The sequence below is a fragment of the Kitasatospora sp. NPDC038210 genome, assembly GCF_055600605.1.
Map to the genome: position 1 here is coordinate 180,273 of NZ_JBVJYK010000012.1, position 20,058 is coordinate 200,330.

General features: G+C 70.6%; 16 protein-coding genes and 1 pseudogene. 11 read left to right on the top strand and 6 right to left on the bottom strand.

Going from position 1 to position 20,058, the window contains the following annotated elements; all coding sequences use genetic code 11:
* Positions 1-205 precede the first annotated feature (205 nt).
* The 4 genes from ACZ7KX_RS24580 (at position 206) to ACZ7KX_RS24595 (ending at position 6,242) form a co-directional block, all read left to right on the top strand.
* A complete protein-coding gene (locus ACZ7KX_RS24580) occupies positions 206-1,939 on the top strand; it encodes an ABC transporter ATP-binding protein (protein ID WP_470328334.1) in 1,734 nt (577 codons plus the stop codon).
* Positions 1,940-2,073: 134 nt separating this feature from the next.
* A complete protein-coding gene (locus ACZ7KX_RS24585) occupies positions 2,074-3,972 on the top strand; it encodes an ABC transporter ATP-binding protein (protein WP_470328399.1) in 1,899 nt (632 codons plus the stop codon).
* Positions 3,973-4,082: 110 nt separating this feature from the next.
* A complete protein-coding gene (gene sigJ, locus ACZ7KX_RS24590) occupies positions 4,083-4,994 on the top strand; it encodes an RNA polymerase sigma factor SigJ (protein WP_470328335.1) in 912 nt (303 codons plus the stop codon).
* Positions 4,995-5,159: 165 nt separating this feature from the next.
* Positions 5,160-6,242 (top strand): NAD(P)/FAD-dependent oxidoreductase, encoded by a 1,083-nt coding sequence (locus ACZ7KX_RS24595; RefSeq protein WP_470328336.1) that lies wholly within the window; start codon positions 5,160-5,162, stop codon positions 6,240-6,242.
* A gap of 130 nt (positions 6,243-6,372) precedes the next feature.
* Here the strand turns inward: ACZ7KX_RS24595 and lepA are convergent, their stop codons facing one another.
* Complete coding sequence (gene lepA, locus ACZ7KX_RS24600) at positions 6,373-8,241, bottom strand: translation elongation factor 4 (RefSeq protein ID WP_396549596.1); 1,869 nt, start codon at positions 8,239-8,241, stop codon at positions 6,373-6,375.
* A 285-nt stretch (positions 8,242-8,526) separates the two neighbouring features.
* Here lepA and ACZ7KX_RS24605 point away from each other — a divergent pair, with 285 nt between their 5' ends.
* The 4 genes from ACZ7KX_RS24605 (at position 8,527) to ACZ7KX_RS24620 (ending at position 12,065) form a co-directional block, all read left to right on the top strand.
* Complete coding sequence (locus tag ACZ7KX_RS24605; protein WP_350523886.1) at positions 8,527-8,832, top strand: antibiotic biosynthesis monooxygenase family protein; 306 nt, start codon at positions 8,527-8,529, stop codon at positions 8,830-8,832.
* A gap of 164 nt (positions 8,833-8,996) precedes the next feature.
* The gene (locus ACZ7KX_RS24610; RefSeq protein WP_470328337.1) at positions 8,997-10,409 is read left to right on the top strand and encodes an acyltransferase family protein; all 1,413 of its coding nucleotides are present in this window, start codon (positions 8,997-8,999) and stop codon (positions 10,407-10,409) included.
* Between the two features lie 189 nt (positions 10,410-10,598).
* The gene (gene rpsT, locus ACZ7KX_RS24615) at positions 10,599-10,868 is read left to right on the top strand and encodes a 30S ribosomal protein S20 (RefSeq protein ID WP_030061888.1); all 270 of its coding nucleotides are present in this window, start codon (positions 10,599-10,601) and stop codon (positions 10,866-10,868) included.
* Between the two features lie 531 nt (positions 10,869-11,399).
* Entirely contained in the window at positions 11,400-12,065 is a 666-nt protein-coding gene (locus ACZ7KX_RS24620) for a hypothetical protein (protein WP_350523884.1), read from the top strand.
* 71 nt (positions 12,066-12,136) lie between these two features.
* On the opposite strand, the gene holA is transcribed toward ACZ7KX_RS24620, so the two are convergent.
* Positions 12,137-13,135 (bottom strand): DNA polymerase III subunit delta, encoded by a 999-nt coding sequence (gene holA, locus ACZ7KX_RS24625; protein WP_350523883.1) that lies wholly within the window; start codon positions 13,133-13,135, stop codon positions 12,137-12,139.
* A 135-nt stretch (positions 13,136-13,270) separates the two neighbouring features.
* On the opposite strand from holA, the gene ACZ7KX_RS24630 reads away from it, so the two are divergent.
* Positions 13,271-13,507, top strand: coding sequence for a hypothetical protein (locus tag ACZ7KX_RS24630; RefSeq protein WP_470328400.1), 237 nt, complete (start codon positions 13,271-13,273; stop codon positions 13,505-13,507).
* Between the two features lie 440 nt (positions 13,508-13,947).
* Here ACZ7KX_RS24630 and ACZ7KX_RS24635 read toward each other — a convergent pair.
* Positions 13,948-14,649: pseudogene (locus ACZ7KX_RS24635) on the bottom strand (ComEC/Rec2 family competence protein); the annotation flags it as partial.
* Between the two features lie 168 nt (positions 14,650-14,817).
* Between ACZ7KX_RS24635 and ACZ7KX_RS24640 the strand changes: the two are divergent.
* Together ACZ7KX_RS24640 and ACZ7KX_RS24645 are read left to right on the top strand one after the other, a co-directional pair.
* The gene (locus ACZ7KX_RS24640; protein ID WP_470328338.1) at positions 14,818-15,180 is read left to right on the top strand and encodes a hypothetical protein; all 363 of its coding nucleotides are present in this window, start codon (positions 14,818-14,820) and stop codon (positions 15,178-15,180) included.
* Positions 15,181-15,188: 8 nt separating this feature from the next.
* A complete protein-coding gene (locus ACZ7KX_RS24645; protein ID WP_470328339.1) occupies positions 15,189-15,779 on the top strand; it encodes a hypothetical protein in 591 nt (196 codons plus the stop codon).
* Between the two features lie 27 nt (positions 15,780-15,806).
* On the opposite strand, the gene ACZ7KX_RS24650 is transcribed toward ACZ7KX_RS24645, so the two are convergent.
* Genes ACZ7KX_RS24650 through ACZ7KX_RS24660 form a run of 3 tightly spaced genes read right to left on the bottom strand, consistent with a single transcriptional unit; the run spans position 15,807 to position 19,995 of the window.
* Positions 15,807-16,238, bottom strand: a complete 432-nt coding sequence (locus ACZ7KX_RS24650) for a hypothetical protein (protein ID WP_470328340.1) — start codon at positions 16,236-16,238, stop codon at positions 15,807-15,809.
* Complete coding sequence (locus tag ACZ7KX_RS24655; protein ID WP_470328341.1) at positions 16,235-18,334, bottom strand: integrase; 2,100 nt, start codon at positions 18,332-18,334, stop codon at positions 16,235-16,237. Before ACZ7KX_RS24655 ends, ACZ7KX_RS24650 begins: the two co-directional genes overlap by 4 nt.
* A complete protein-coding gene (locus ACZ7KX_RS24660) occupies positions 18,331-19,995 on the bottom strand; it encodes a hypothetical protein (RefSeq protein ID WP_470328342.1) in 1,665 nt (554 codons plus the stop codon). The genes ACZ7KX_RS24655 and ACZ7KX_RS24660 overlap by 4 nt, the downstream gene beginning before the upstream one ends.
* Positions 19,996-20,058 lie beyond the last annotated feature (63 nt).

Here is a 20,058-nt window from a genome sequence, read left to right on the forward strand (position 1 = left end):
ATCCAGCTGGCACGCCCCCGCAGCCCCGGTGACCGCACCGCACCGCACCGGCACACCCGGCGAGGTGACCAACGAGCGAACCCGCCGGACCGTTCGGCAAAAGCCCGGCAAACCCCCGGCTCCCGCACGCCGAATGGCCTGTACGACGCTACAGAACAACGAGAATTGGGGTGCGAACCCGACCCGCGACGACAAGAGTGTTCAAGTGCTGATCAGACTACTCCGGGCGTACCTGCGCCCCTACTCCCGACCGATCACCCTCCTGGTGGTCCTCCAGCTGGTGTCCACCCTCGCGGCGCTCTACCTGCCGACCCTCAACGCCGACATCATCGACGACGGCGTCGTCAAGGGCGACACCGGCTACATCCTGCGCGTCGGCGGGGTGATGATCGGCGTGACCCTCGTCCAGGCAGCCTGCTCCATCGGCGCCGTCCTCATCGGCGCCCGCGTCGCCATGGCCTTCGGCCGGGACGTCCGCGCCGCCGTCTTCGACCGCGTACAGACCTTCTCCGCCCGCGAGGTCGGCCAGTTCGGCGCCCCCTCCCTGATCACCCGCACCACCAACGACGTCCAGCAGATCCAGATGCTCGCCCTCATGAGCTTCACGCTCATGGTCGCCGCACCGATCATGTGCGTCGGCGGCATCATCATGGCCCTCAACCAGGACGTCCCGCTGTCCGGCCTGCTGCTCGCCGTCATCCCCGCCCTCGCCGTCGTCGTCATCCTGCTCGTCCGCGCGCTGCGCCCCCAGTTCCGCAGCATGCAGCAGAAGATCGACACCGTGAACCGGATCCTGCGCGAACAGATCACCGGCATCCGGGTCATCCGCGCCTTCGTCAAGGACGACCAGGAACAGGCCCGCTTCGCCGGCGCCAACGAGGACCTCACCGACGTCGCCCGCCACGTCGGCCGCCTGATGTCCGTGATGTTCCCGGCCGTCATGCTCGTCGTCAACGTCTCCAGCGTCGCCGTGCTCTGGTTCGGCGCCCACCGCATCGACAGCGGCGACATGCAGATCGGCGCCCTCACCGCCTTCCTCTCCTACCTGCTGCAGATCCTGATGAGCGTCATGATGGCCACCTTCATGTTCATGATGGTGCCCCGCGCCGAGGTCTGCGCCGAACGCGTCCAGGAAGTCCTCGGCACCGACTCCAGCGTCACCCCGCCCGCCGACCCCGTCACCGACCCCACCCGCCTCGGCCACCTCGAACTGCGCGACGTCGACTTCCGCTACCCCGGCGCCGAAGCCTCCGTCCTGCGCGGCATCGACATCACCGCCCGCCCCGGCGAAACCACCGCCATCATCGGCTCCACCGGCAGCGGCAAGTCCACCCTGCTCGGCCTCGTCCCCCGCCTCTTCGACGTCACCTCCGGCCAGGTCCTGCTCGACGGCGTCGACGTCCGCGACCTCGCCGCCGACGCGATCGCCGAAAGCGTCGGCATCGTCCCCCAGAAGCCCTACCTCTTCACCGGCACCGTCGCCAGCAACCTCCGCTACGGCCGACCCGACGCCACCGACGAGGAACTCTGGCACGCCCTGGAGATCGCCCAGGCCAAGGACTTCGTCGAGAAACTCCCCGAAGGCCTCGACGCCCCCATCTCCCAAGGCGGCAGCAACGTCTCCGGCGGCCAGCGCCAACGCCTCGCCATCGCCCGCGCCCTGGTCCGCAAACCCGCCGTCTACCTCTTCGACGACTCCTTCTCCGCCCTCGACTACGCCACCGACGCCAAACTGCGCAAGGCCCTCACCCGCGAGACCTCCGACGCCACCGTCCTGATCGTCGCCCAACGCGTGTCCACCATCCGCGACGCCGACCGGATCATCGTCCTCGACGAAGGCGCCGTCGTCGGCACCGGCACCCACCACGAACTGATGGCCGACAACCCGACGTACCGGGAGATCGTGCTCTCCCAGCTCACCGAGCAGGAGGCGGCGTGACCAGCCCCGGCAAGCCCACGACGAAGCAGGACCCCGCCACCGGGAAAGCCGACCTGACGAAGGCCGACACCCACCTCCCCGGCGACTCCCAGGCCGCCGCCGCCCGCCGCGGCCCCGCCGGACCCGGCCGCTTCATGGGCGGCCAGGGCGCCGAGAAGTCCATGGACTTCAAGGGCTCCGGCAAACGCGTCCTCGGCCTGCTGCGCCCCGAACGCAACCTCCTCCTCGGCGTCCTCCTCCTCGGCGTCCTCGGCATCGGCTGCGCCGTCATCGGCCCCAAGATCCTCGGCAACGCCACCGACCTGATCTTCGCCGGCGTCGTCGGCGCCCGCTTCGCACCCGGCACCTCCAAGGCCCAGGTCATCGACGGCCTGCGCGCCCACGGCCAGAGCGGCGTCGCCGACCTGCTCTCCGCCGTCGACTTCACCCCCGGCCAGGGCATGGACTTCCACGCCATCGGCACCGTCCTGCTCTGGGTGCTCGGCATCTACGTCGCCTCCGCCGTCTTCGGCATCTTCCAGGGCCGACTCGCCACCAAGGCGATCCAGCTCGCCAGCTACCGGCTGCGCCAGGACGTCGAAGCCAAACTGGCCCGACTCCCGCTCAGCTACTTCGACAAGCAGCCCCGCGGCGAAGTGCTCAGCCGCGTCACCAACGACATCGACAACATCGGCCAGTCCATGCAGCAGACCATGGGACAGGTCGTCAACTCGCTGCTCACCGTGGTCGGCGTGCTGGCCATGATGTTCTGGATCTCCCCGCTGCTCGCCCTGATCGCCCTGGTCTCGGTACCGGTCTCCGTCGTCGTCGCCACCAAGGTCGGCAAGCGGGCACAGCCGCAGTTCGTCCAGCAGTGGAAGTCCACCGGCCAACTCAACGCCCACATCGAGGAGATGTACACCGGCCACACCCTCGTCAAGGTGTTCGGCCGCCGGCGCGAAGCCGCCGAGACCTTCCGCGAGCACAACGAGGCGCTCTACGAGGCCAGCTACAAGGCCCAGTTCATCTCCGGCATCATCCAGCCCGCGATGATGCTGATCGGCAACCTGCAGTACGTGCTCGTCGCCGTCGTCGGCGGCCTGCGGGTCGCGAGCGGCGCCCTGTCCATCGGCGACGTGCAGGCCTTCATCCAGTACTCCCGGCAGTTCAGCCAGCCGCTCACCCAGGTCGCCAGCATGGCCAACCTGGTGCAGTCCGGCGTCGCCTCCGCCGAACGCGTCTTCGAACTGCTCGACGCCCCCGAGCAGAGCCCCGAACCCGCCATGCCCGAGAAGCCGGACACCGTCCGCGGCCGGGTCTCCTTCCAGGACGTCTCCTTCCGCTACGACCCCGACAAGCCCCTCATCGAGGACCTCTCCCTCAAGGTCGAACCCGGCCACACCGTCGCCATCGTCGGCCCCACCGGCGCCGGGAAGACCACCCTCGTCAACCTGCTGATGCGGTTCTACGAGGTCAGCTCCGGACGGATCACCCTCGACGGCGTCGACATCTCCGCGATGTCCCGCGAGGACCTCCGCTCCGGCATCGGCATGGTCCTCCAGGACACCTGGCTGTTCGGCGGCACCATCGCCGACAACATCGCCTACGGCGCCCAGGGCGCCACCCGCGAAGAAGTCGTCGAAGCCGCCAAGGCCGCCCACGTCGACCGCTTCGTGCGCACCCTGCCCGACGGCTACGACACCGTCATCGACGACGAGGGCACCGGCGTCAGCACCGGCGAGAAGCAGCTCATCACCATCGCGCGCGCCTTCCTCGCCCAGCCGTCCATCCTGGTCCTGGACGAGGCCACCAGCTCCGTCGACACCCGCACCGAGGTGCTCATCCAGCGGGCCATGGCCCGGCTGCGCACCGGCCGCACCAGCTTCGTGATCGCCCACCGGCTCTCCACCATCCGGGACGCCGACGTGATCCTGGTGATGGAGAACGGCTCGATCGTGGAACAGGGCTCGCACGACGAGCTGATCGCCGCCGGCGGCGCCTACGCCCGCCTCTACCAGGCGCAGTTCGCCGAAGCCGTGGCCGAGGTCGACTGACCCGGCACCACCCGGCGGGCCGGGGCGGAAACCCTCCGCCCCGGCCCACCCCCGGCGCCCACCGCCACGGCGTCTTCGCAACGACCCTCCCCGGGCGCTACCTTGGGCCCGTGATCGACGACCAGCTCCCGGCCGCCCCGGACGCCTTCGAGGCGAACCGCCGCTACCTGGGCTCCGTCGCCTACCGGCTGCTCGGCTCCTTCACCGACGCCGAGGACGTCCTACAGGACGCCTGGCTGCGCTGGCAGGCCACCGACCGCTCCGCCGTCACCGACCCGCGCGCCTTCCTGACCACCGTCGTCACCCGGCTCTGCTACGACCAGCTCGGCTCCGCCCGCGCCCGCCGGGAGTCCTACTACGGCGAGTGGCTGCCCGAACCGGCCGTCTCCTACACCGCCGGCCCGGACACCCCCGCCGAACTCGCCGAACGCGGCGAGTCCGTCTCGCTCGCCCTGCTCGCCGTCCTGGAACAGCTCTCCCCGGCCGAACGGGCCGCCTTCGTGCTCCACGACGTCTTCGCGGTCGGCTTCGAGGAGATCGGCACCTCGCTGGACCGCTCCCCCGAAGCCGCCCGCCAACTCGCCTCCCGCGCCCGCCGCCGGGTCAAGGACGGCAGCCGGCGCGCCGGCGGCACCGACCCGGCCGAGCACCGCCAGGCCGTCGAGTCCTTCGCCGCCGCCAGCACCCGGGGCGACATCCTCGGCCTGATGGAGGTCCTCGACCCGGACGTGGTGTGGCACTCCGACGGTGGCGGCATCATCCGCGCCGGCGTCCGCCCGATCCACGGCGCCGACCGGGTGGCCCGCCTGGTGACCGGCATGGTCGCCAAGTGGTTCACCCCCGAGGTGGCGACCGGCCACGCCGTGGTCAACGGCGAGCCGGGACTGGTCTGGTACGACCGGGCCACCGGCACCGTCGGCGGTGTGCTCGCCTTCACCGTGACCGACGGGCGGATCACCGAGGCGTACGTCGTGGTCAACCCCGAGAAGCTCGGCCGGATCAGCCCGGTCACGGCCGCCTGACGGGACGGGCCCGCAGCCCCCTGGCGACCCCCGCACCTCGGCACCCCCGGCACCCCCGGCACCCCCGCAGAGGCGTGACGCCGGTCACGGTCACACTCCGACCGGCTGCGTCGTCCCCTTCCCGAACAGCGCTCCACCAGGGCGCACGGAACGGAGGCGGACGAGATGAGCACCACCACCAGCACCGGGAAGCGGATCGTCGTACTGGGCGCCGGGTACGCCGGACTCACCGCGGCCAAGGGCGCCGGGCGGCAGCACACCGTCACCCTGGTCGCCCCCGAGGAACGGCTCCTGCACCGCATCCGCCAGCACGAGACCGCCGCCGGACGCGGCCGCGACTGGCCCGCCATCGGCGAACTCGCCCGCGGCCGCCGGATCCGGCACCAGCGGGCCCGGGCCGTCGAACTCGACCTCGCCGGGCACAAGGTCCTGCTCGACGACGGCACCTACCTCGCGTACGACACCCTGGTCTACGCCCTCGGCAGCCGCACCGCCTGGCACGACGTCCCCGGCGCCGTCGAACACGCCTTCTCGGCGGAACGCGCCGCCGAGGTCCGCCGCCGGATCCGCGAGGCCGACCGCCCCGGCACCCTCGCCGTCGTCGGCGGCGGCGCCACCGGCATCGAACTGGCCACCGAACTCGCCGAGGCCCACCCCGACTGGCGGGTGCGGATCGTCGCGGCCGGCCAGGTCGGCGGCATCTACTCGCCCAAGGGCCGCGCCCACGTCCGACGCGTCCTCGACCGGCTCGGCGTCGCCGTCCACGAGAACACCACCGTCACCGGGGTCACCCCGGACGCCCTGCGCACCACCACCGGCCCGATCGACACCGACCTCACCGTCTGGGCCGCCTCGATGGAACCGCACCCGCTGGCCACCGAGGCCGGCCTGGCCGTGGACGAACGCGGCCGCGCCCTGGTCGACGACCACCTGCGGTCGGTCTCGCACCCCGACGTCCACGTGATCGGCGACGCCGCCGCCGTCACGGTCCCCGGCGTCGGCACCCTGCGGATGGGCTGCGCCACCGCCCTGCCGCAGGGCCAGTACGTCGGCAAGCTGCTCGACGGGCGCACCGAGAAGCCGTTCTCGTTCCGGTACGTCGTCCAGTGCGTGAGCCTCGGCCGGCGGGACGGGCTGCTCCAGCTGGTGCGCCCGGACGACTCGATGAAGCCCACCGTGTTCACCGGCACCGCGGGGCGGCTGGCCAAGGCCGGGATCGTCGCCGCCGTCTTCAGCGCGCTGAAGTAGCCCTCGGCGGAGCCTCCGCGAACGTCCTCGGGGGGATTCCGCGGGGGATTCCTCGCAGGAGTCTTCGCGGGCGCCTTCGGGGACGCGAAAGGGCCCGGGCGCGATGCCCGGGCCCTTCGGCGCGCCTCGGTTACTTCTTTTCCTTCGGCGCCTCGGCGTCGGTGGACAGCGCGGCGATGAAGGCCTCCTGCGGGACCTCCACGCGGCCGACCATCTTCATCCGCTTCTTGCCTTCCTTCTGCTTCTCCAGCAGCTTCCGCTTGCGGGAGATGTCACCGCCGTAGCACTTGGCGAGGACGTCCTTGCGGATCGCGCGGACGGTCTCACGGGCGATGACGCGCGAGCCGATCGCGGCCTGGATCGGCACCTCGAACTGCTGGCGGGGGATCAGCTTCTGCAGCTTGCCCGCCATCATCACGCCGTAGCCGTAGGCCTTGTCCTTGTGGACGATCGCGGAGAAGGCGTCCACCGCGTCACCGTGCAGCAGGATGTCGACCTTGACCAGGTCGGCGGTCTGCTCGCCGATGGGCTCGTAGTCGAGCGAGGCGTAGCCGCGGGTCTTGGACTTCAGCTGGTCGAAGAAGTCGAAGACGATCTCCGCGAGCGGGAGGGTGTAGCGCAGCTCGACCCGGTCCTCGGACAGGTAGTCCATGCCCTGCAGGCTGCCGCGGCGGGACTGGCAGAGCTCCATGATCGCGCCGACGAACTCGTTGGGCGCCAGGATGGTGCCGCGCACCACCGGCTCGTACACCTCGGCGATCTTGCCGGTGGGGAACTCGCTCGGGTTGGTGACGGTGTGCTCGGTGCCGTCCTCCATGATCACCCGGTAGACCACGTTGGGGGCGGTGGAGATCAGGTCGAGGTTGAACTCGCGCTCCAGGCGCTCCCGGATGATCTCCAGGTGCAGCAGGCCGAGGAAGCCGCAGCGGTAGCCGAAGCCGAGCGCGACCGAGGTCTCCGGCTCGTACACCAGGGCGGCGTCGTTGAGCCGCAGCTTGTCCAGGGCGTCGCGCAGCAGCGGGTAGTCCGAGCCGTCCAGCGGGTAGAGACCGGAGAACACCATCGGACGCGGGTCCTTGTAGCCGCCGAGCGGCTCGGTCGCACCCTTGTGCATCGAGGTGATCGTGTCACCGACCTTGGACTGCCGGACGTCCTTCACACCGGTGATGATGTAGCCCACCTCGCCGACGCCGAGGCCGTCGGCGACCTTCGGCTCGGGCGAGATGACGCCGATCTCCAGCAGCTCGTGGGTCGCGCCGGTGGACATCATCGCGATGCGCTCGCGCTTGGTGAGCTGACCGTCCACGACACGGACGTAGGTGACCACGCCGCGGTAGGAGTCGTACACCGAGTCGAAGATCATCGCGCGGGCCGGGGCGTCCTTGACGCCGACCGGGGCCGGGACCGTGTTGACGATGTGGTCCAGCAGGTCCTCGACGCCGAGACCGGTCTTGGCGCTGACCTTGAGCACGTCGCCCGGGTCGCAGCCGATGATGTGCGCGATCTCCTCGGCGTACTTCTCCGGCTGGGCGGCCGGCAGGTCGATCTTGTTCAGCACCGGGACGATCGTGAGGTCGTTCTCCAGCGCCAGGTACAGGTTGGCGAGGGTCTGCGCCTCGATGCCCTGGGCCGCGTCGACCACCAGGATGGTGCCCTCGCACGCGGCGAGGGAACGGGACACCTCGTACGTGAAGTCCACGTGGCCCGGGGTGTCGATCATGTTGAGGATGTGCGTCGTCCCGGCGCTGTCACCGGTCCTCGGCGCCCACGGGAGGCGGACCGCCTGCGACTTGATGGTGATGCCGCGCTCACGCTCGATGTCCATGCGGTCGAGGTACTGGGCACGCATCTGCCGGGGGTCGACGACGCCGGTGATCTGCAGCATCCGGTCTGCGAGCGTCGACTTGCCGTGGTCGATGTGGGCGATGATGCAGAAGTTGCGGATCAGCGCCGGGTCGGTACGGCTGGGCTCTGGCACATTGCTGGGGGTCGCGGGCACCTTGGTCCGATTCTCCGTTGGTCCGGGGCCGGGGGTGTCCGGGTCATCGCTGACCGGTTTCCCGGGGACCGGACAGTCTCGTCCGATCGAAATAGTTCCTCCCATCTTCCCACGAGCGCGGGACGTGCTGCCGTTCGGGCACCGTCCGTCCTTCCGCAGGCCTTCCGTGAGGCTTCCGTCGGGCTTCCGTCGGCCGTGTGCCGGCTCCCCGTCGGGCTTCCGTCGGCCGCGTGCAGCCCCCGTCGGGCTTCCGCCTGCTGCCCCGGGGCGGCAGGATGGCCTGCCGTGATCCTGGAAAGCGCCCTGCTCGACGTCCTGCCCGGCCGGGAGGACGAGTTCCTCGCCGCCTTCGCCGAGGCCCGCCCGCTGATCAGCGTCCAGCGGGGCTTCCGCTCGCTGCGGCTACGGCGCTGCCTCGACGAGGGGCGCGGCTCGCGCTTCCTCCTCCAGGTCGAGTGGGAGACGCTCGCCGATCACACGGAAGGGTTCCGCCGCTCCCCCGAGTACCAGCGCTGGCGCGCCCTGCTGCACCACTTCTACCGCCCGTTCCCGGAGGTCGAGCACTACGGCGAACCCCTGGTCGACGCCTAGGTCGCCGCACGGCGGCCGTACCCGCGCCCGACCGCCCGGAGCCCCCGGCCCGGCCGGGCCCGGCGTCGACCCCACCCGCGGATATGCCGTGTCACACGATCCGTAAGCTAATCTGCCCAGCCGTGAGACGCATCGAACTGAGCCGCGTGCCCCGCGGAGCGCGGATGAAACGGCAAGGCAAGGCCGAGGCGGCCCCGGCGAGGCTCGGCTGGCTGGACGCACTGCGCGGGCTCGCCGCCCTCGCCGTGGCGATGCACCACTTCGGACTGCGGTACTTCATCCCGCACGGCGCGGCAGTGACCCACCGCTTCGACCTCGGCCTGTTCGGGGTGATGCTGTTCTTCCTGGTCAGCGGCTACATCGTGCCCGCCTCCCTGGAGCGCCGCGGCGACATGCAGGCGTTCTGGGTCGGCCGGGTCTTCCGGATCTACCCGGCGCTCGTCGTCGGACTCGTCGCGGCGCTGGTGATCCTCCCGGCCGGGCACAACATGATGATCGACCGGTCCGTCTTCGACCGGCCGCTGCTCTCGTTCGGGGCCAACAGCCTGCTGCTCCAGGACCTGCTGGGCGTTCCCAACGCCATCGGCATCATGTGGAGCCTCACCTACGAGATGGTGTTCTACTACTTCGTCTCCGCCCTGTTCGTGCTCCGCAAGCACCGGCAGAGCGGGCCGATCGCGGTGGGCTTCGCCGCCTGCGCGGTCCTGCTCGGCGGGGTGCTCTCCCCGGCGAGCCTGGCCAAGCAGGGACTCTCGACCGAGAACCTCATCCTGGCCACCGGCCTCGTCGCGGTCATGGGCCTGCTCTGCGCCATCAGCGGCAACTCCCAGCTCACCCGCACCGGGGCCCTGCTGCTGGGCGTGCTCGGCTTCGTGCTCGCGTTCGGCAGCAGCCGGTCCGCGATGTTCGAAACGATGATGATCTTCGCGACCATGTTCGCCGGGACCGTCATCTACCGCGCGGAACACGGCCAGATCGACCGCATCCAGGCCGTCGCCTACTGCGGCTTCGTCTTCCTCGCCGGGGTGCTCGGCGGACGCATGTACAACCACGGGGACGCCCTGTGGCGGACCTGGACCACCAGCTGGATGGCGTGGTCCTTCGCCTACGCCGGGGCCTGGATCGTGCTGCTCCTCGGCATGACGCTGAAGAAGCGCCGCTTCCCGAAGGCGCTCACCTGGCTGGGCACCGTGAGCTACTCGGTCTACCTGCTGCACTGGCTGGTCATCGACGGCATGGACTGGCTCTACGGCATGCCGTGGCTGTTCCAGGGGGCGCCGGCGCCGAAGTCGGCCAAGTTCGCGATCGTCTTCACGCTCACCTTCGTGGCCGTCACGCTCGCGGTCAGCTACCTGATGTACCGGCTGGTCGAGGTGCCGTTCCAGAAGCTCGGCCGGCGGTTCCTCGCCTGGCTCAAGCGGCACACCGGGGGCCCGACCGACACCCGGGGGGCCGGCGCTCCGATCCCCGCCCAGGGCGGCTCTCCGGCTGCGGTGGCGGCCGGCGGCGGGGCTCCGGTTGCCGCGGCTGCCCCGGTGGGCAGCGTCCCCGCGGCCCCGGACCCCGTCCGGCGCTGACCGCGTGCCGCCCCGGCCCCGTCCGGCCCCGACCCGTGCCCTGCGGCCGGAGCGGGCGGCCGGTTTGGGGCGGGCGGCGGCCCCTGGTAGCGTGGTCAGCTGCACCTGGCCTCGGCATGCCCTCTCAGCTGGACCGACGGCCGCCGGTGTGATCCCGTTCAAACCTTTCAGACAGACTGAGGCTCCTTCGTGGCGAACATCAAGTCCCAGATCAAGCGCAACAAGACCAACGAGAAGGCGCGCCTGCGCAACAAGGCCGTCAAGTCCTCGCTGAAGACCGCTCTGCGCAAGGCCCGTGAGGCCGCTGCCGCCGGCGAGACCGAGAAGGCCGTCGAGCTGGCCCGCGCCGCCTCCAAGGCGCTGGACAAGGCCGTGAGCAAGGGCGTCATCCACGCCAACCAGGCCGCCAACAAGAAGTCGGCCATCACCAAGCGCGTCAACACCGCCGCCCAGGCCTGACGCCACCCGGGGGTGTGAACCCCCGACCGCCTCGGGACGACCCGGCCCTCTACCCGGACCCCTGAGGCGTGCGAGACTCGCACCGCACGCGGCCTGCGTTCGCCACGCGGGTGCGGTGCACGAAGCAGTACGACAGGCGTCGCAGTCCGCCTCCTCCCCGGAGGCCACTGCGGCGCCTGTCGCGTTCCCTGGTCCGGCCGCTATGGTCGGTCAGGTGCGATCGAGGTGCGGGGGAGCGCCCCGACGCCGTGCTCGGGGGGAGAGAACCACATGACGACGCCACCGCCACCGTCGGCACCGAACGGGCCGGGGTACGGCTTCCCGCAGCAGACGCCGGGCGCCGGAGCGCAGCCCGTCCCGCGGGCGCAGCCGGTCCCGGGGGCAGCGCACGTTCCGGGGGCAGGGCCGGTCCCGGGGGCGCCGGGCGCTTCGGGGTTCGGGCCGCCGCCCGGGTTGCCCGCTGCCCCGGGGATGCCCGCATCGTCCGGGATGCCCGCGCCGGCCGGGATGCCGACCGCTCCCGGGATGCCGATGACGCCGGGAGGCCGTGCGCCGGGCTCCGGCGGGAACCTGCGGCGCAACGCCGTCTGGGCCTTCGTCGGTGCCATCCTCGCCTCGGCCGGCTGGACCGCCGCCGTGATGGTCGTCCCCGGCCTGGTCAGCAGCAACTCGTCGCCGCGCAGCCTCGGCAGCTACCACCTCTCGGACGACTTCTGCACCACCGGGAAGCCCACCAAGCTGCTGCAGACGTACTCCGTGTCGGACACCTCCGCGCCGACCCACCACACCGACCGGAACCCGGCCCTGGACAGCATGAACTGCTCGATGAGCCTCAAGCGGACCGGTGGCAACAGCGACAGCGAGTACGCCTCGGTCTACCTGCGCGCCGACCTGCACAAGGCGGTCAACCCGGCGCCCGAGCTGGATGCCAACAAGGAGCTCTACCGGGCCCGCGGCTACCAGGTCACCGACATCTCCGGGATCGGCGAGGAGGCGTACTTCCTGTACAAGGACGACGGCTCGGACAAGTACCACAGCGTCTACGCCGAGCTGGACATCCGCGACGGCGGGATGACCTACTACATCAACTACAGCGCCAGCTACACCGAGGGGAAGGCCAAGCCGCCGTCCAAGGACGAGCTGCGGAGCATCCTGCAGTCCGACGGCCAGGACGCCGTCCGGGCCATGCGGAAGTAGGCCTCCGGCCGACGCTCCGGCGTCCGCCGGGCCCCGCCGCGTCGGTGGGCCCGGCCGCGTCGATGGGCGTGTCAGTAGGCGGGGCGGGAGCCCGCGCGCGCGGCCCGGGCGACGGCGACCACCGCGCGCTCCAGGGCGAAGGCCGGGTCGTCGGAGCCGCCCTTGACGGCGGCGTCGGCCTGGGCGATCGCGGTCAGCGCGGTGGCCACGGCATCGCCCGTCCAGCCGCGCATCTGCTGCCGGACCCGGTCGACCTTCCACGGCGGCATGCCCAACTCGCGGGCCAGGTCGGCCGGGCGCATGTTCCGCCCGGTCGTCGCCAGCCGCCCGATGCTGCGCACGCCGGAGGCCAGCGCGTAGGTGATGCCGGTCGGCGGCTGGCCGACGGCCAGCGCCCAGCGCAGCCGCTCCAGCGCCTCGGCGGCCCGGCCGGTGACCGCGAGGTCGGCCACCTCGAAGCCGGTCGCCTCGGCCCGGCCGCTGTAGTAGCGGGCGACCACCGTCTCGTCGATCGCACCTTCGACGTCCGAGGTCAGCTGGTTGCACGCGGCCGCCAGCTCCCGGAGGTCGCTGCCGAGCGCGTCCAGCAGCGCCTGGCAGGCCTCCGGGGTCGCCGAGCGGCCGAGCGCGCGGAACTCGCCCTTGACGAAGGCCAGCCGCTCGCTCGCCTTGGACAGCTTGGCGCAGGCGACCTCGCGGCCACCCGCCTTGCGCCCGGCGTCCAGCAGGCCCTTGCCCTTGGCGCCACCGGCATGCACCAGCACCATGATCACTTCGTCGGCCGGCGCCTCGATGTAGGCCTTGACCTCCTTCACCGAGTCGGCGGAGAGGTCCTGGGCGGCCCGGACGACGATGACCTTGCGCTCGGCGAACAACGACGGCGTGGTCAGCTCGGCCAGGCTGCCGGGCTGCAGCCCGCCGGGCGGCAAGTCCCGTACGTCGGTGTCCGGGTCCGCCGCCTTCGCCGCCGCCACCACCTGGGCGACCGCACGGTCCAGCAGCAGCTCCTCCTGGCCGACCGCGAGGGTCAGCGGGGCGAGCAGGTCGTCGGGTGCACTCTTCCTGGCCATCGCCTACCAGCATCCCACGGGGCGCGGACACTCCCTCCCGCCCGACCGGCCGGGCCGGGCGGCCTGGAGAATGGCCGGGTGACCGACAACCACGCCACCGCCCTCCCGGACGTCGACGACCCGCACGCCCGGCTGCTGCTCGTCCTGCCCGACCGCGACGCCGCCGAAGAAGCCGCCGAGGAGCTCGGCGCCACCCAACCCGACCTGGGCGAGGTCGAGATCGTGCGCGATGCGCTCGCGGGCGAGGACGACGCCGAGGACGCCCAGTGGCTCGTCGTGGTCGAAGCCCCGGACCGGGGCTGGACCCCCGATCTGCTGCGCGTGCTCGACGCCCTGGCGGCCGACCACGAGGGCTGGCGCGAGGAGGCCTGACCTGCCGGCCGGCGGGGCCGGGGCAGACCCTGGCCTCTGAGGGTGAATTTTGGCCCCCCGGTTCAGTGTGGTGGTGCGTTGCGCGCCGGGGGTGGCGGCAGGAGGCGGGGGGAACCCTTCTTCCGGGCAAATTTTGCTCCTGGCTTTCTCGGCGCGCTCCGGGCCTGGCCCGGAGCGCGCCGAAACGTTTCTCCTGGCCCCGCCCCGGCCCCTCCACTCCTCCTCCAACCCCAACCCCCAACCCCTTTCCCTTCCCCCACTTCGGGGTTGGGAGGAGGAGAGCGGGGTCACCCGGGCGGGGCCCGCGGTGTGCCCGGGGACTGCTCGGGGCGGGTGAGCGCGGCCGGGTCGGTCGCGCCGAGGGCGCGCGGCTTGGGGGCCTTCCGGGCCGCGTGGGCGGGCTGCGGATGGACGGCCACACCGAGGGTGGCCGGCGAATCGCCGGTCACCGCGATGTCACCCGCCCGGTCGGTCCGCAGCACGGTCGCGCCGAGTGCACGCAGCCGGTCGACCGTCTTCGGGGACGGGTGCCCGTACGCGTTGCCCTCCCCACAGGAGATGAGGGCCAGTCGGGGCCGCAGGGAGCCGGCCAGGCCCCAGTCCTGGTGGGCCGAGCCGTGGTGCGCGACCTTCAGGACGTCGACCCGCCCCAGGCGGCCCGACAGAGCCGACTGGGCGGGCGGTTCGAGATCTCCGAGCAGTGCCATCCGTAGTCCTCCTGTCAGTGTCACCATCAGTGCGACGCTCGCGTTGTTCGCGCCGGGCGCCTCGACGCCCGCCCCGGGATCGGGCCAGACCACGTCCCAGGCCAACTCCGCCCCCATCGACCGCCGTTCACCACGGCCGGCCCTCAGCAACGGAACACCGGCCCCGGCGGCCCACCCCGCGACCCGGGCAGCCTCACCGGGCGGCTCGTCCAGCGTCGTGCCCTCGACCGCGCCGACCCTTCGGCCCCTCAACACCCCCGGCACGCCCTCGACGTGGTCCGCGTGGAAGTGCGTCAGCAGCAGGAGCGGCACCGTCGTGATACCGAGGTCGCGCAGGCACCTGTCGGCGGCGTTCGGATCCGGCCCAGCATCGATCACCACCGCGCTGTCCTGCCCACCGGCCGCCAGGACCAACATGTCGCCCTGGCCGACGTCTTCCCTGTCAAGTCCAGCGTGTCGAACTTCGGTGGCTGTCTCAGGGCTTGAGCCGCAGTCGAAGTGGTCTGCTGTCAGAGTGGCAGGAGTAGCCCACTCAATGAGGCCTTCCGTCTCGGCTTGGTCTCAGGCGAGCGTTAGCGGATGCTCCGCGGGTATCCTCGGCCTATGAATGCGGACCGGGTAAGGCTCAATACCCTGCCTCTGGCTGGGCTGCCGTCGCGTCTGTCTCCTGCTCGATTGGTGGCCGATCTGGCCATGGTGATGCTCACTAAGCGACTGAAGCACTCTGCCTCGTCGAAGGCGCTCACTGTGGACGTCAAGCCGAACGCACTTGGCTCAACCCGCACGAGGCTTGAGGCGTTCGAGCAGGCTGCTCTCGCGGGCAAGGTTGACGACATCAAGAAGCCTGGTGTGCGGTTCAGTGTGAGCGCCTATGAGGCCTCGATGCGAGCCCCGCTTCCGAAGTCCATCGCGGCCACTCTCAGTGAACGGTTGCGGGCGGGGACCTTGTCTCGGCGGGCTGTGTAGCGGCCTGAGTGGACAACCTGGAATGGCGCGCCGCTACCAAGAGTGATCGCGATCTGCTGAACAGGTTCACCTGCACCATCCCTCCTCAGCGCCTGCCTGGAGGCAAGCGGGTCCCCGCGCGTGAGTGGGAGCACGAGGTTCAGGTGTTCTTTCGCCAGGATGCGATCACGAGCGCCAACAGCGTCGCTGACCAGCGGCTGGTGATAGCCGTTGAGGACGAGCGCCGCGTTGTGGCGGCCTATGCCCATGAGCCGTGTGAGCTGGTGCCGCACGACGGTCCGCAGCGGATCTTGAAAGCCTTGGCTGTCACGGTCGACGCTCGACGCTCAGGAGGACACCTCGCGGACGAGACGCTGAAACATGCCCTGAGAGACGCCCGATCGTTCTATCCGGGCAAGTCTGTTCTCATGGTCGGGAAGGTTCATCCTAAGAATCTTCCCAGCCAGAGGATGCTGACGAGGGCCGGCTTCGACTACCTCGGCGAGGAGGAGGATCTGGATTTCTGGGCCATGCTGGTTGAGTGGCCGCAGATTCCTGCCGAGGTGACCGAACGCCATAGCAGCGAAGGCGGCAACGAGCGTTCCCTTCTCGGCTCTTGACGCCTGCTGGGACGGAGCCTCCCGCAGTCAGCCGTTGGGCCGGGGTTCGGCTTGGTGGGGTTGGACGGGGAACCTGCGAACGTTGTCGAGGCGTTCGGCCAGTTGCTGTCGCAGTTGCCGGCTTTCCGTCACGGCTTGGTGCAGGGCTCCGACGAGTGCCTCGTTGTCCGCGCGAAACTGCCGCAGTTCTTCGGCGTCTGCTGCCCGGAGCTCTTTGAGCTTTCGGATCTGCTGGCGGAGTCGCTTCTCACTGTCGGGCATTTCGCCGCGCGCGCGGACTCGGTCATAGAACTCGTTCTTAAGGTCGAGGTGCCGCTGCGTCAGGGCGTTTCGGGGAACTTCGGCCTCCGCGGCGAGGGCGACGATGGTCAGGGCACCGTTCGAGTGCTCCGGCGTCCCGGCGAGGATGCGTTCCATCGCGGTGCGGATGCGCTCGCGTTCGTCTGCTGCTGGGCTCATGAGCTGGTCTCCTGGCTGGTGAGGCGGGTGCGGTAGTGCTGTTCGGCGAGGTCGCGCAGGCTCGCCGCGCGGCGCCGGAGCCTGTCGCGGAGCGGTTCCGGCGTGAGCTCGGAGGTGGCGCTCTTCTCCAGGACGTCGGCCTGCGTGGTGAGTTGCTCAGCGTGGTGGTCGGTGCGCGCGATGTTCGTGCAGGTGGGAACGCACCGGTTCAGGGTGGGGGTGTCCCGGATGCCGAGCCGGTGGCAGAGGGCCTTGTCGGGGTTGTAGACACACATCAGGTAGGCATGTGGATTGTCATGAACCGATAGAGATCGGTTGTGGAGAATGGCCTTGGCCTGGCGGGCTGTGCGAATGGAACCGGCGAAGGAGGGCGCCTGGGCGGCGGCGTGAATCGCCCGTCGCGCGGCTGGACCGGAGAGGCCCGAGCCCGCATCGAGACCGTCATGCAGGGTGACGAGCGTGTCAGCGGTGGCCCGGGCCGTCTCGATGTCGAGGAGGTCGTGGATGCCGCCGCGGCTTCGGGAGGCATAGTTGCCGCTGATGGCGGTGCGCATGTGACCGTACTGAATCGCGAGCGCAACGAGCCCACCGGGGCGGCGAGCGATGTGCCAGGCCAGGGTTCGGCGGAACCGTTCGGTGCCGATCGCCCCGTGCGGATCGTCTGGGACCACCTCGCCTGGCCGTCCGGACCGGATGGCCAGGCCGGATGCCCAAGCGGCGAAGTCCTCGACCCGGTGGAACATCGTCGACCGGTTCAGGGCACCTTTGTGTGGCCGGTGCGTGGGGTAGTCGTGGGCGGTCGCGCCGAACAGCAGGCTATCCGCCGGCACCATCTGTTCCAGGACCTGGATGGCGTTCCTGGCCGAGGGGATGGCGACCCAGGGAACCCCGCGCATCTGCCCCTGGGACAGGTGGTTGCCCTCCTCGTCGCGGGCGGTCTTGAAGATGTGGCCATAGATCAGGGGACGCCCGTCGCCTGGATCCGGGCAGCAGCCCGTTCGCAGACCGAGCGTTTCTCCGGGCCGCTGCCCGGTGAGATAGGACAGGACGATGAAGCAGGCGGTGCCGAGGTGCCGCATCAGGCCGGTCGCTTCGTGGTAGTCGATCGCCTCGGCCCAGGGACGGCCGTCGATGCGCCCACGGATCGGCGTGGGCAGCGGGCAGGGCCCAGGGTTCCGGTCGCGGTATCGCCTCCACTTCGGGAGCTGGCACTGGTTGGAGATCTGCAGCGGCGAAGCGCCGGTGAGTCCGGCGATGTAGTAGCTCGCGACCGCGCGCTGGCCGGCCAGCGGCTTCGTGGGCAGCGGTTCTCCTCGGGCGGCGAGGCCGGCGAGGTAGTCGTGCAAGGCCGCGAGGGTTTCGGGGGTGCCGACAGCCTGCCGGGCGCGAGCGTGCAGCCGGCGGTTCTCTTCCCAGGCGGCAAGGATGTCGGGGGCGAAGTCGTCGACGACGCGAAGAGCCCAGATCAGCAGCGGTCCCATGGTGTCCGGGCTGATCGGCTCGGTGACGTTCTCACCGCCCGCGGCCGCAGCCGGGAGGTAGTCGTCGATGCCTTCGTTGCTCCAGGGCGGTTCGCAGATGCCAAGCGGACGGGAGCTGATCCCGTCGAAGATCCAGAGCCGGGTCAGGGCGATCAGATGATGCTGGACGGTGTTGCGGGCATGGCCGCGCTCGCCGATGAGGTAATCGCTGTAGTTGCGGAACAAGGCAGGCGAGCAGGCAGCGAGCGAGGAGATCCCCTGCTTCTCGGCCCAGTTGGAGAAATCCGCCCAGGTGCGGAAGGTCCCGTAGATGGCCCTGGCGCTCTGGCGCGTGCGCCAGGAAGGACGCCGCCCGACCAAGTAGCTGTCGGGCACCGAATGATTGATCAACGTGTAGGTGAGGAGGCGGAGTTCGTCCTCCAGCACGGGCGAAACCGTGGCCCAGTGGATGCTGTGCTGATCAGCGCTGGGGTTGGCACTCAACGGGGCAAGCGGCCAGGAAGGGTCGGCGTATCGGGCGACCGGCCCCGTGTGGGTGGGGACGACGCGCGTCGGGGTGACGACCGGCGTGTCCGCGGCGGGCACCAGTGGCAGGACAAGGGCCGGCTCGATCACAGGTCGTAGTGTCCGTTCAGGAGTTGTTCGATGGTCGCGCGGTCGGCGTCGGTGACCCGGCTGAGGGCCTCGCTCCAGCCGAGCGGCCCGATCCGGTCCTTGAGATCGTCCAGACGGGCGTGGGCGTCGGCCCAGTCGGCTGTCCAGACCACCGGGTCCAGGACGGCGCGCAGGCTCGCGATGCTCTGGTGGAGCCAGGCGAGCCGGGGGTGGTGGGCTGGGGTGACGCGGGCGTTGGGGCAGGCGGTGCAGAGCAGGAACGAGGCCCGGCAGCCGGTGCCCGGGCGCGTGAACGGGCTGTCGTTGTAGGCGGTGCAGGCTGCGGTGGCCGTCTCCCGGTCGCCAGGGGCGACGCTGTCGGTCAGCTTCGCCCGCAGGGTGCGATGGGCGTGGGTGACGGCGTCTGTGAGGCCTTCGGCGATCACCTCGATGGCGACCTGATGCACTTGAGGCTCAGGAAGGACGTAGACGCGGTCGTGGGTTTCCTGGGTGTTCTGCCCGGGCTCGCGCCGGTGGAGGACGTTGACCGTCTTGCGGAGCCGACGCAGGGGCGAGCCCGCCAGACCGATCTGCTTCCCCCACTTGTAGGCGGCGTCGTTGTGCAGGCCGATGCCGAACACTCCCACCCAGATCTCCTCCGGGTTCGACCCCTGGTAGGTCCGGGACGTGCGCCAGACCAGCAACCGATCGAGTTCCGGTGCCTGTTCGGCGACCAGGGTCCTGGCGTGGACGGTGGCCTCCAGAGCGTGTGTGATCAGACGGCCCGGGGAATCAGCGCCGGAGTCGGTGACGTTCCTGGTCTCGAAGTGGTGGCCGGCGCCCCGGCGGCGCTTCTCCAGCTCGATCCGATAGACCGGGACCGCGCCTTCTCCCGAGTCGGGCGTGGCCCGCGGGACGGGCAGCTCAGCAACGGTGGTGGAGTTCAGCCCGTGGTCGAGCACCAGCAGCACGGCCAGGGCAACCGCTTCCGCCCGGGCCAGAAAGAGCCGCTTCCAGGTGGCCTCCGCGCTCTGGCCTCCCAGCGCGTTCCAGTAGCGGTGGATCGCTCTGGCGCGCTGTCCGCCGACGCTGACGTAATGCGGGATGGAGCCGGTGCGGGCCAGGCTGTCCAGCGCCTCACCCACGAACCACTGCTGGGTGTCGGGCTCGACCCCTCCGTCGCGCCATTGCCGCAGCAGTCGCGTGTTCTCGCTGATCCGCAGGTGGGCGGCGCGGAACATCCGCTTTGCGGTGACCCGGATCCGCTGTATTTCCTCAGGCCCGAAGGCGGTCTCCGTCCTCGGCACTTGCGGGACGCGCTTGGCCATGGCCTCGCGGACCGGCGCTGGCAGCCGGGGGTCCCTGCGCAAGAACGCGGCGATCGTGGTGATCTGGCTCAACCCGGTGGACGTGCGTGGGCGGCTGAGTCTCCAGCTGTTCCAGCAGGCCACCGTCAGGCTGTCGACATCGGCGGGCGGCTGGTCCTGATCGGCGAGGAAGCGGGCGAACACCTCCAGCTGCCTCCAGGCGGCCCGACTCGACGCGAGCACGTTCCAGCCGCCGCCCGGCGAACACCGGGTCGCGAAGATCGCGGCCCAGGACCGCTGGATGGCTGGCGCCACCGGCAACGCGGAGAAGTCGAAGTCGAGCGCCGGGCCTTGCGCGCTCTGGTGGCGGACCACCAGGCTGCCCGGTTTCTGAACAGCAGGCCTGTGATGCGGTCCTTCGGGAAGCGCCGCCGACCT

What these genes read in the sequence shown, in the direction of transcription:
- ACZ7KX_RS24585 (WP_470328399.1), top strand. Translation starts at nt 2,074, where the DNA reads ATGGGCGGCCAGGGCGCCGAGAAGTCCATGGACTTCAAGGGCTCCGGC.
- ACZ7KX_RS24595 (WP_470328336.1), top strand. Translation starts at nt 5,160, where the DNA reads ATGAGCACCACCACCAGCACCGGGAAGCGGATCGTCGTACTGGGCGCC.
- ACZ7KX_RS24610 (WP_470328337.1), top strand. Translation starts at nt 8,997, where the DNA reads ATGAAACGGCAAGGCAAGGCCGAGGCGGCCCCGGCGAGGCTCGGCTGG.
- ACZ7KX_RS24620 (WP_350523884.1), top strand. Translation starts at nt 11,400, where the DNA reads ATGACGCCGGGAGGCCGTGCGCCGGGCTCCGGCGGGAACCTGCGGCGC.
- holA (WP_350523883.1), bottom strand. Translation starts at nt 13,135, where the DNA reads ATGGCCAGGAAGAGTGCACCCGACGACCTGCTCGCCCCGCTGACCCTC.
- ACZ7KX_RS24640 (WP_470328338.1), top strand. Translation starts at nt 14,818, where the DNA reads ATGAATGCGGACCGGGTAAGGCTCAATACCCTGCCTCTGGCTGGGCTG.
- ACZ7KX_RS24650 (WP_470328340.1), bottom strand. Translation starts at nt 16,238, where the DNA reads ATGAGCCCAGCAGCAGACGAACGCGAGCGCATCCGCACCGCGATGGAA.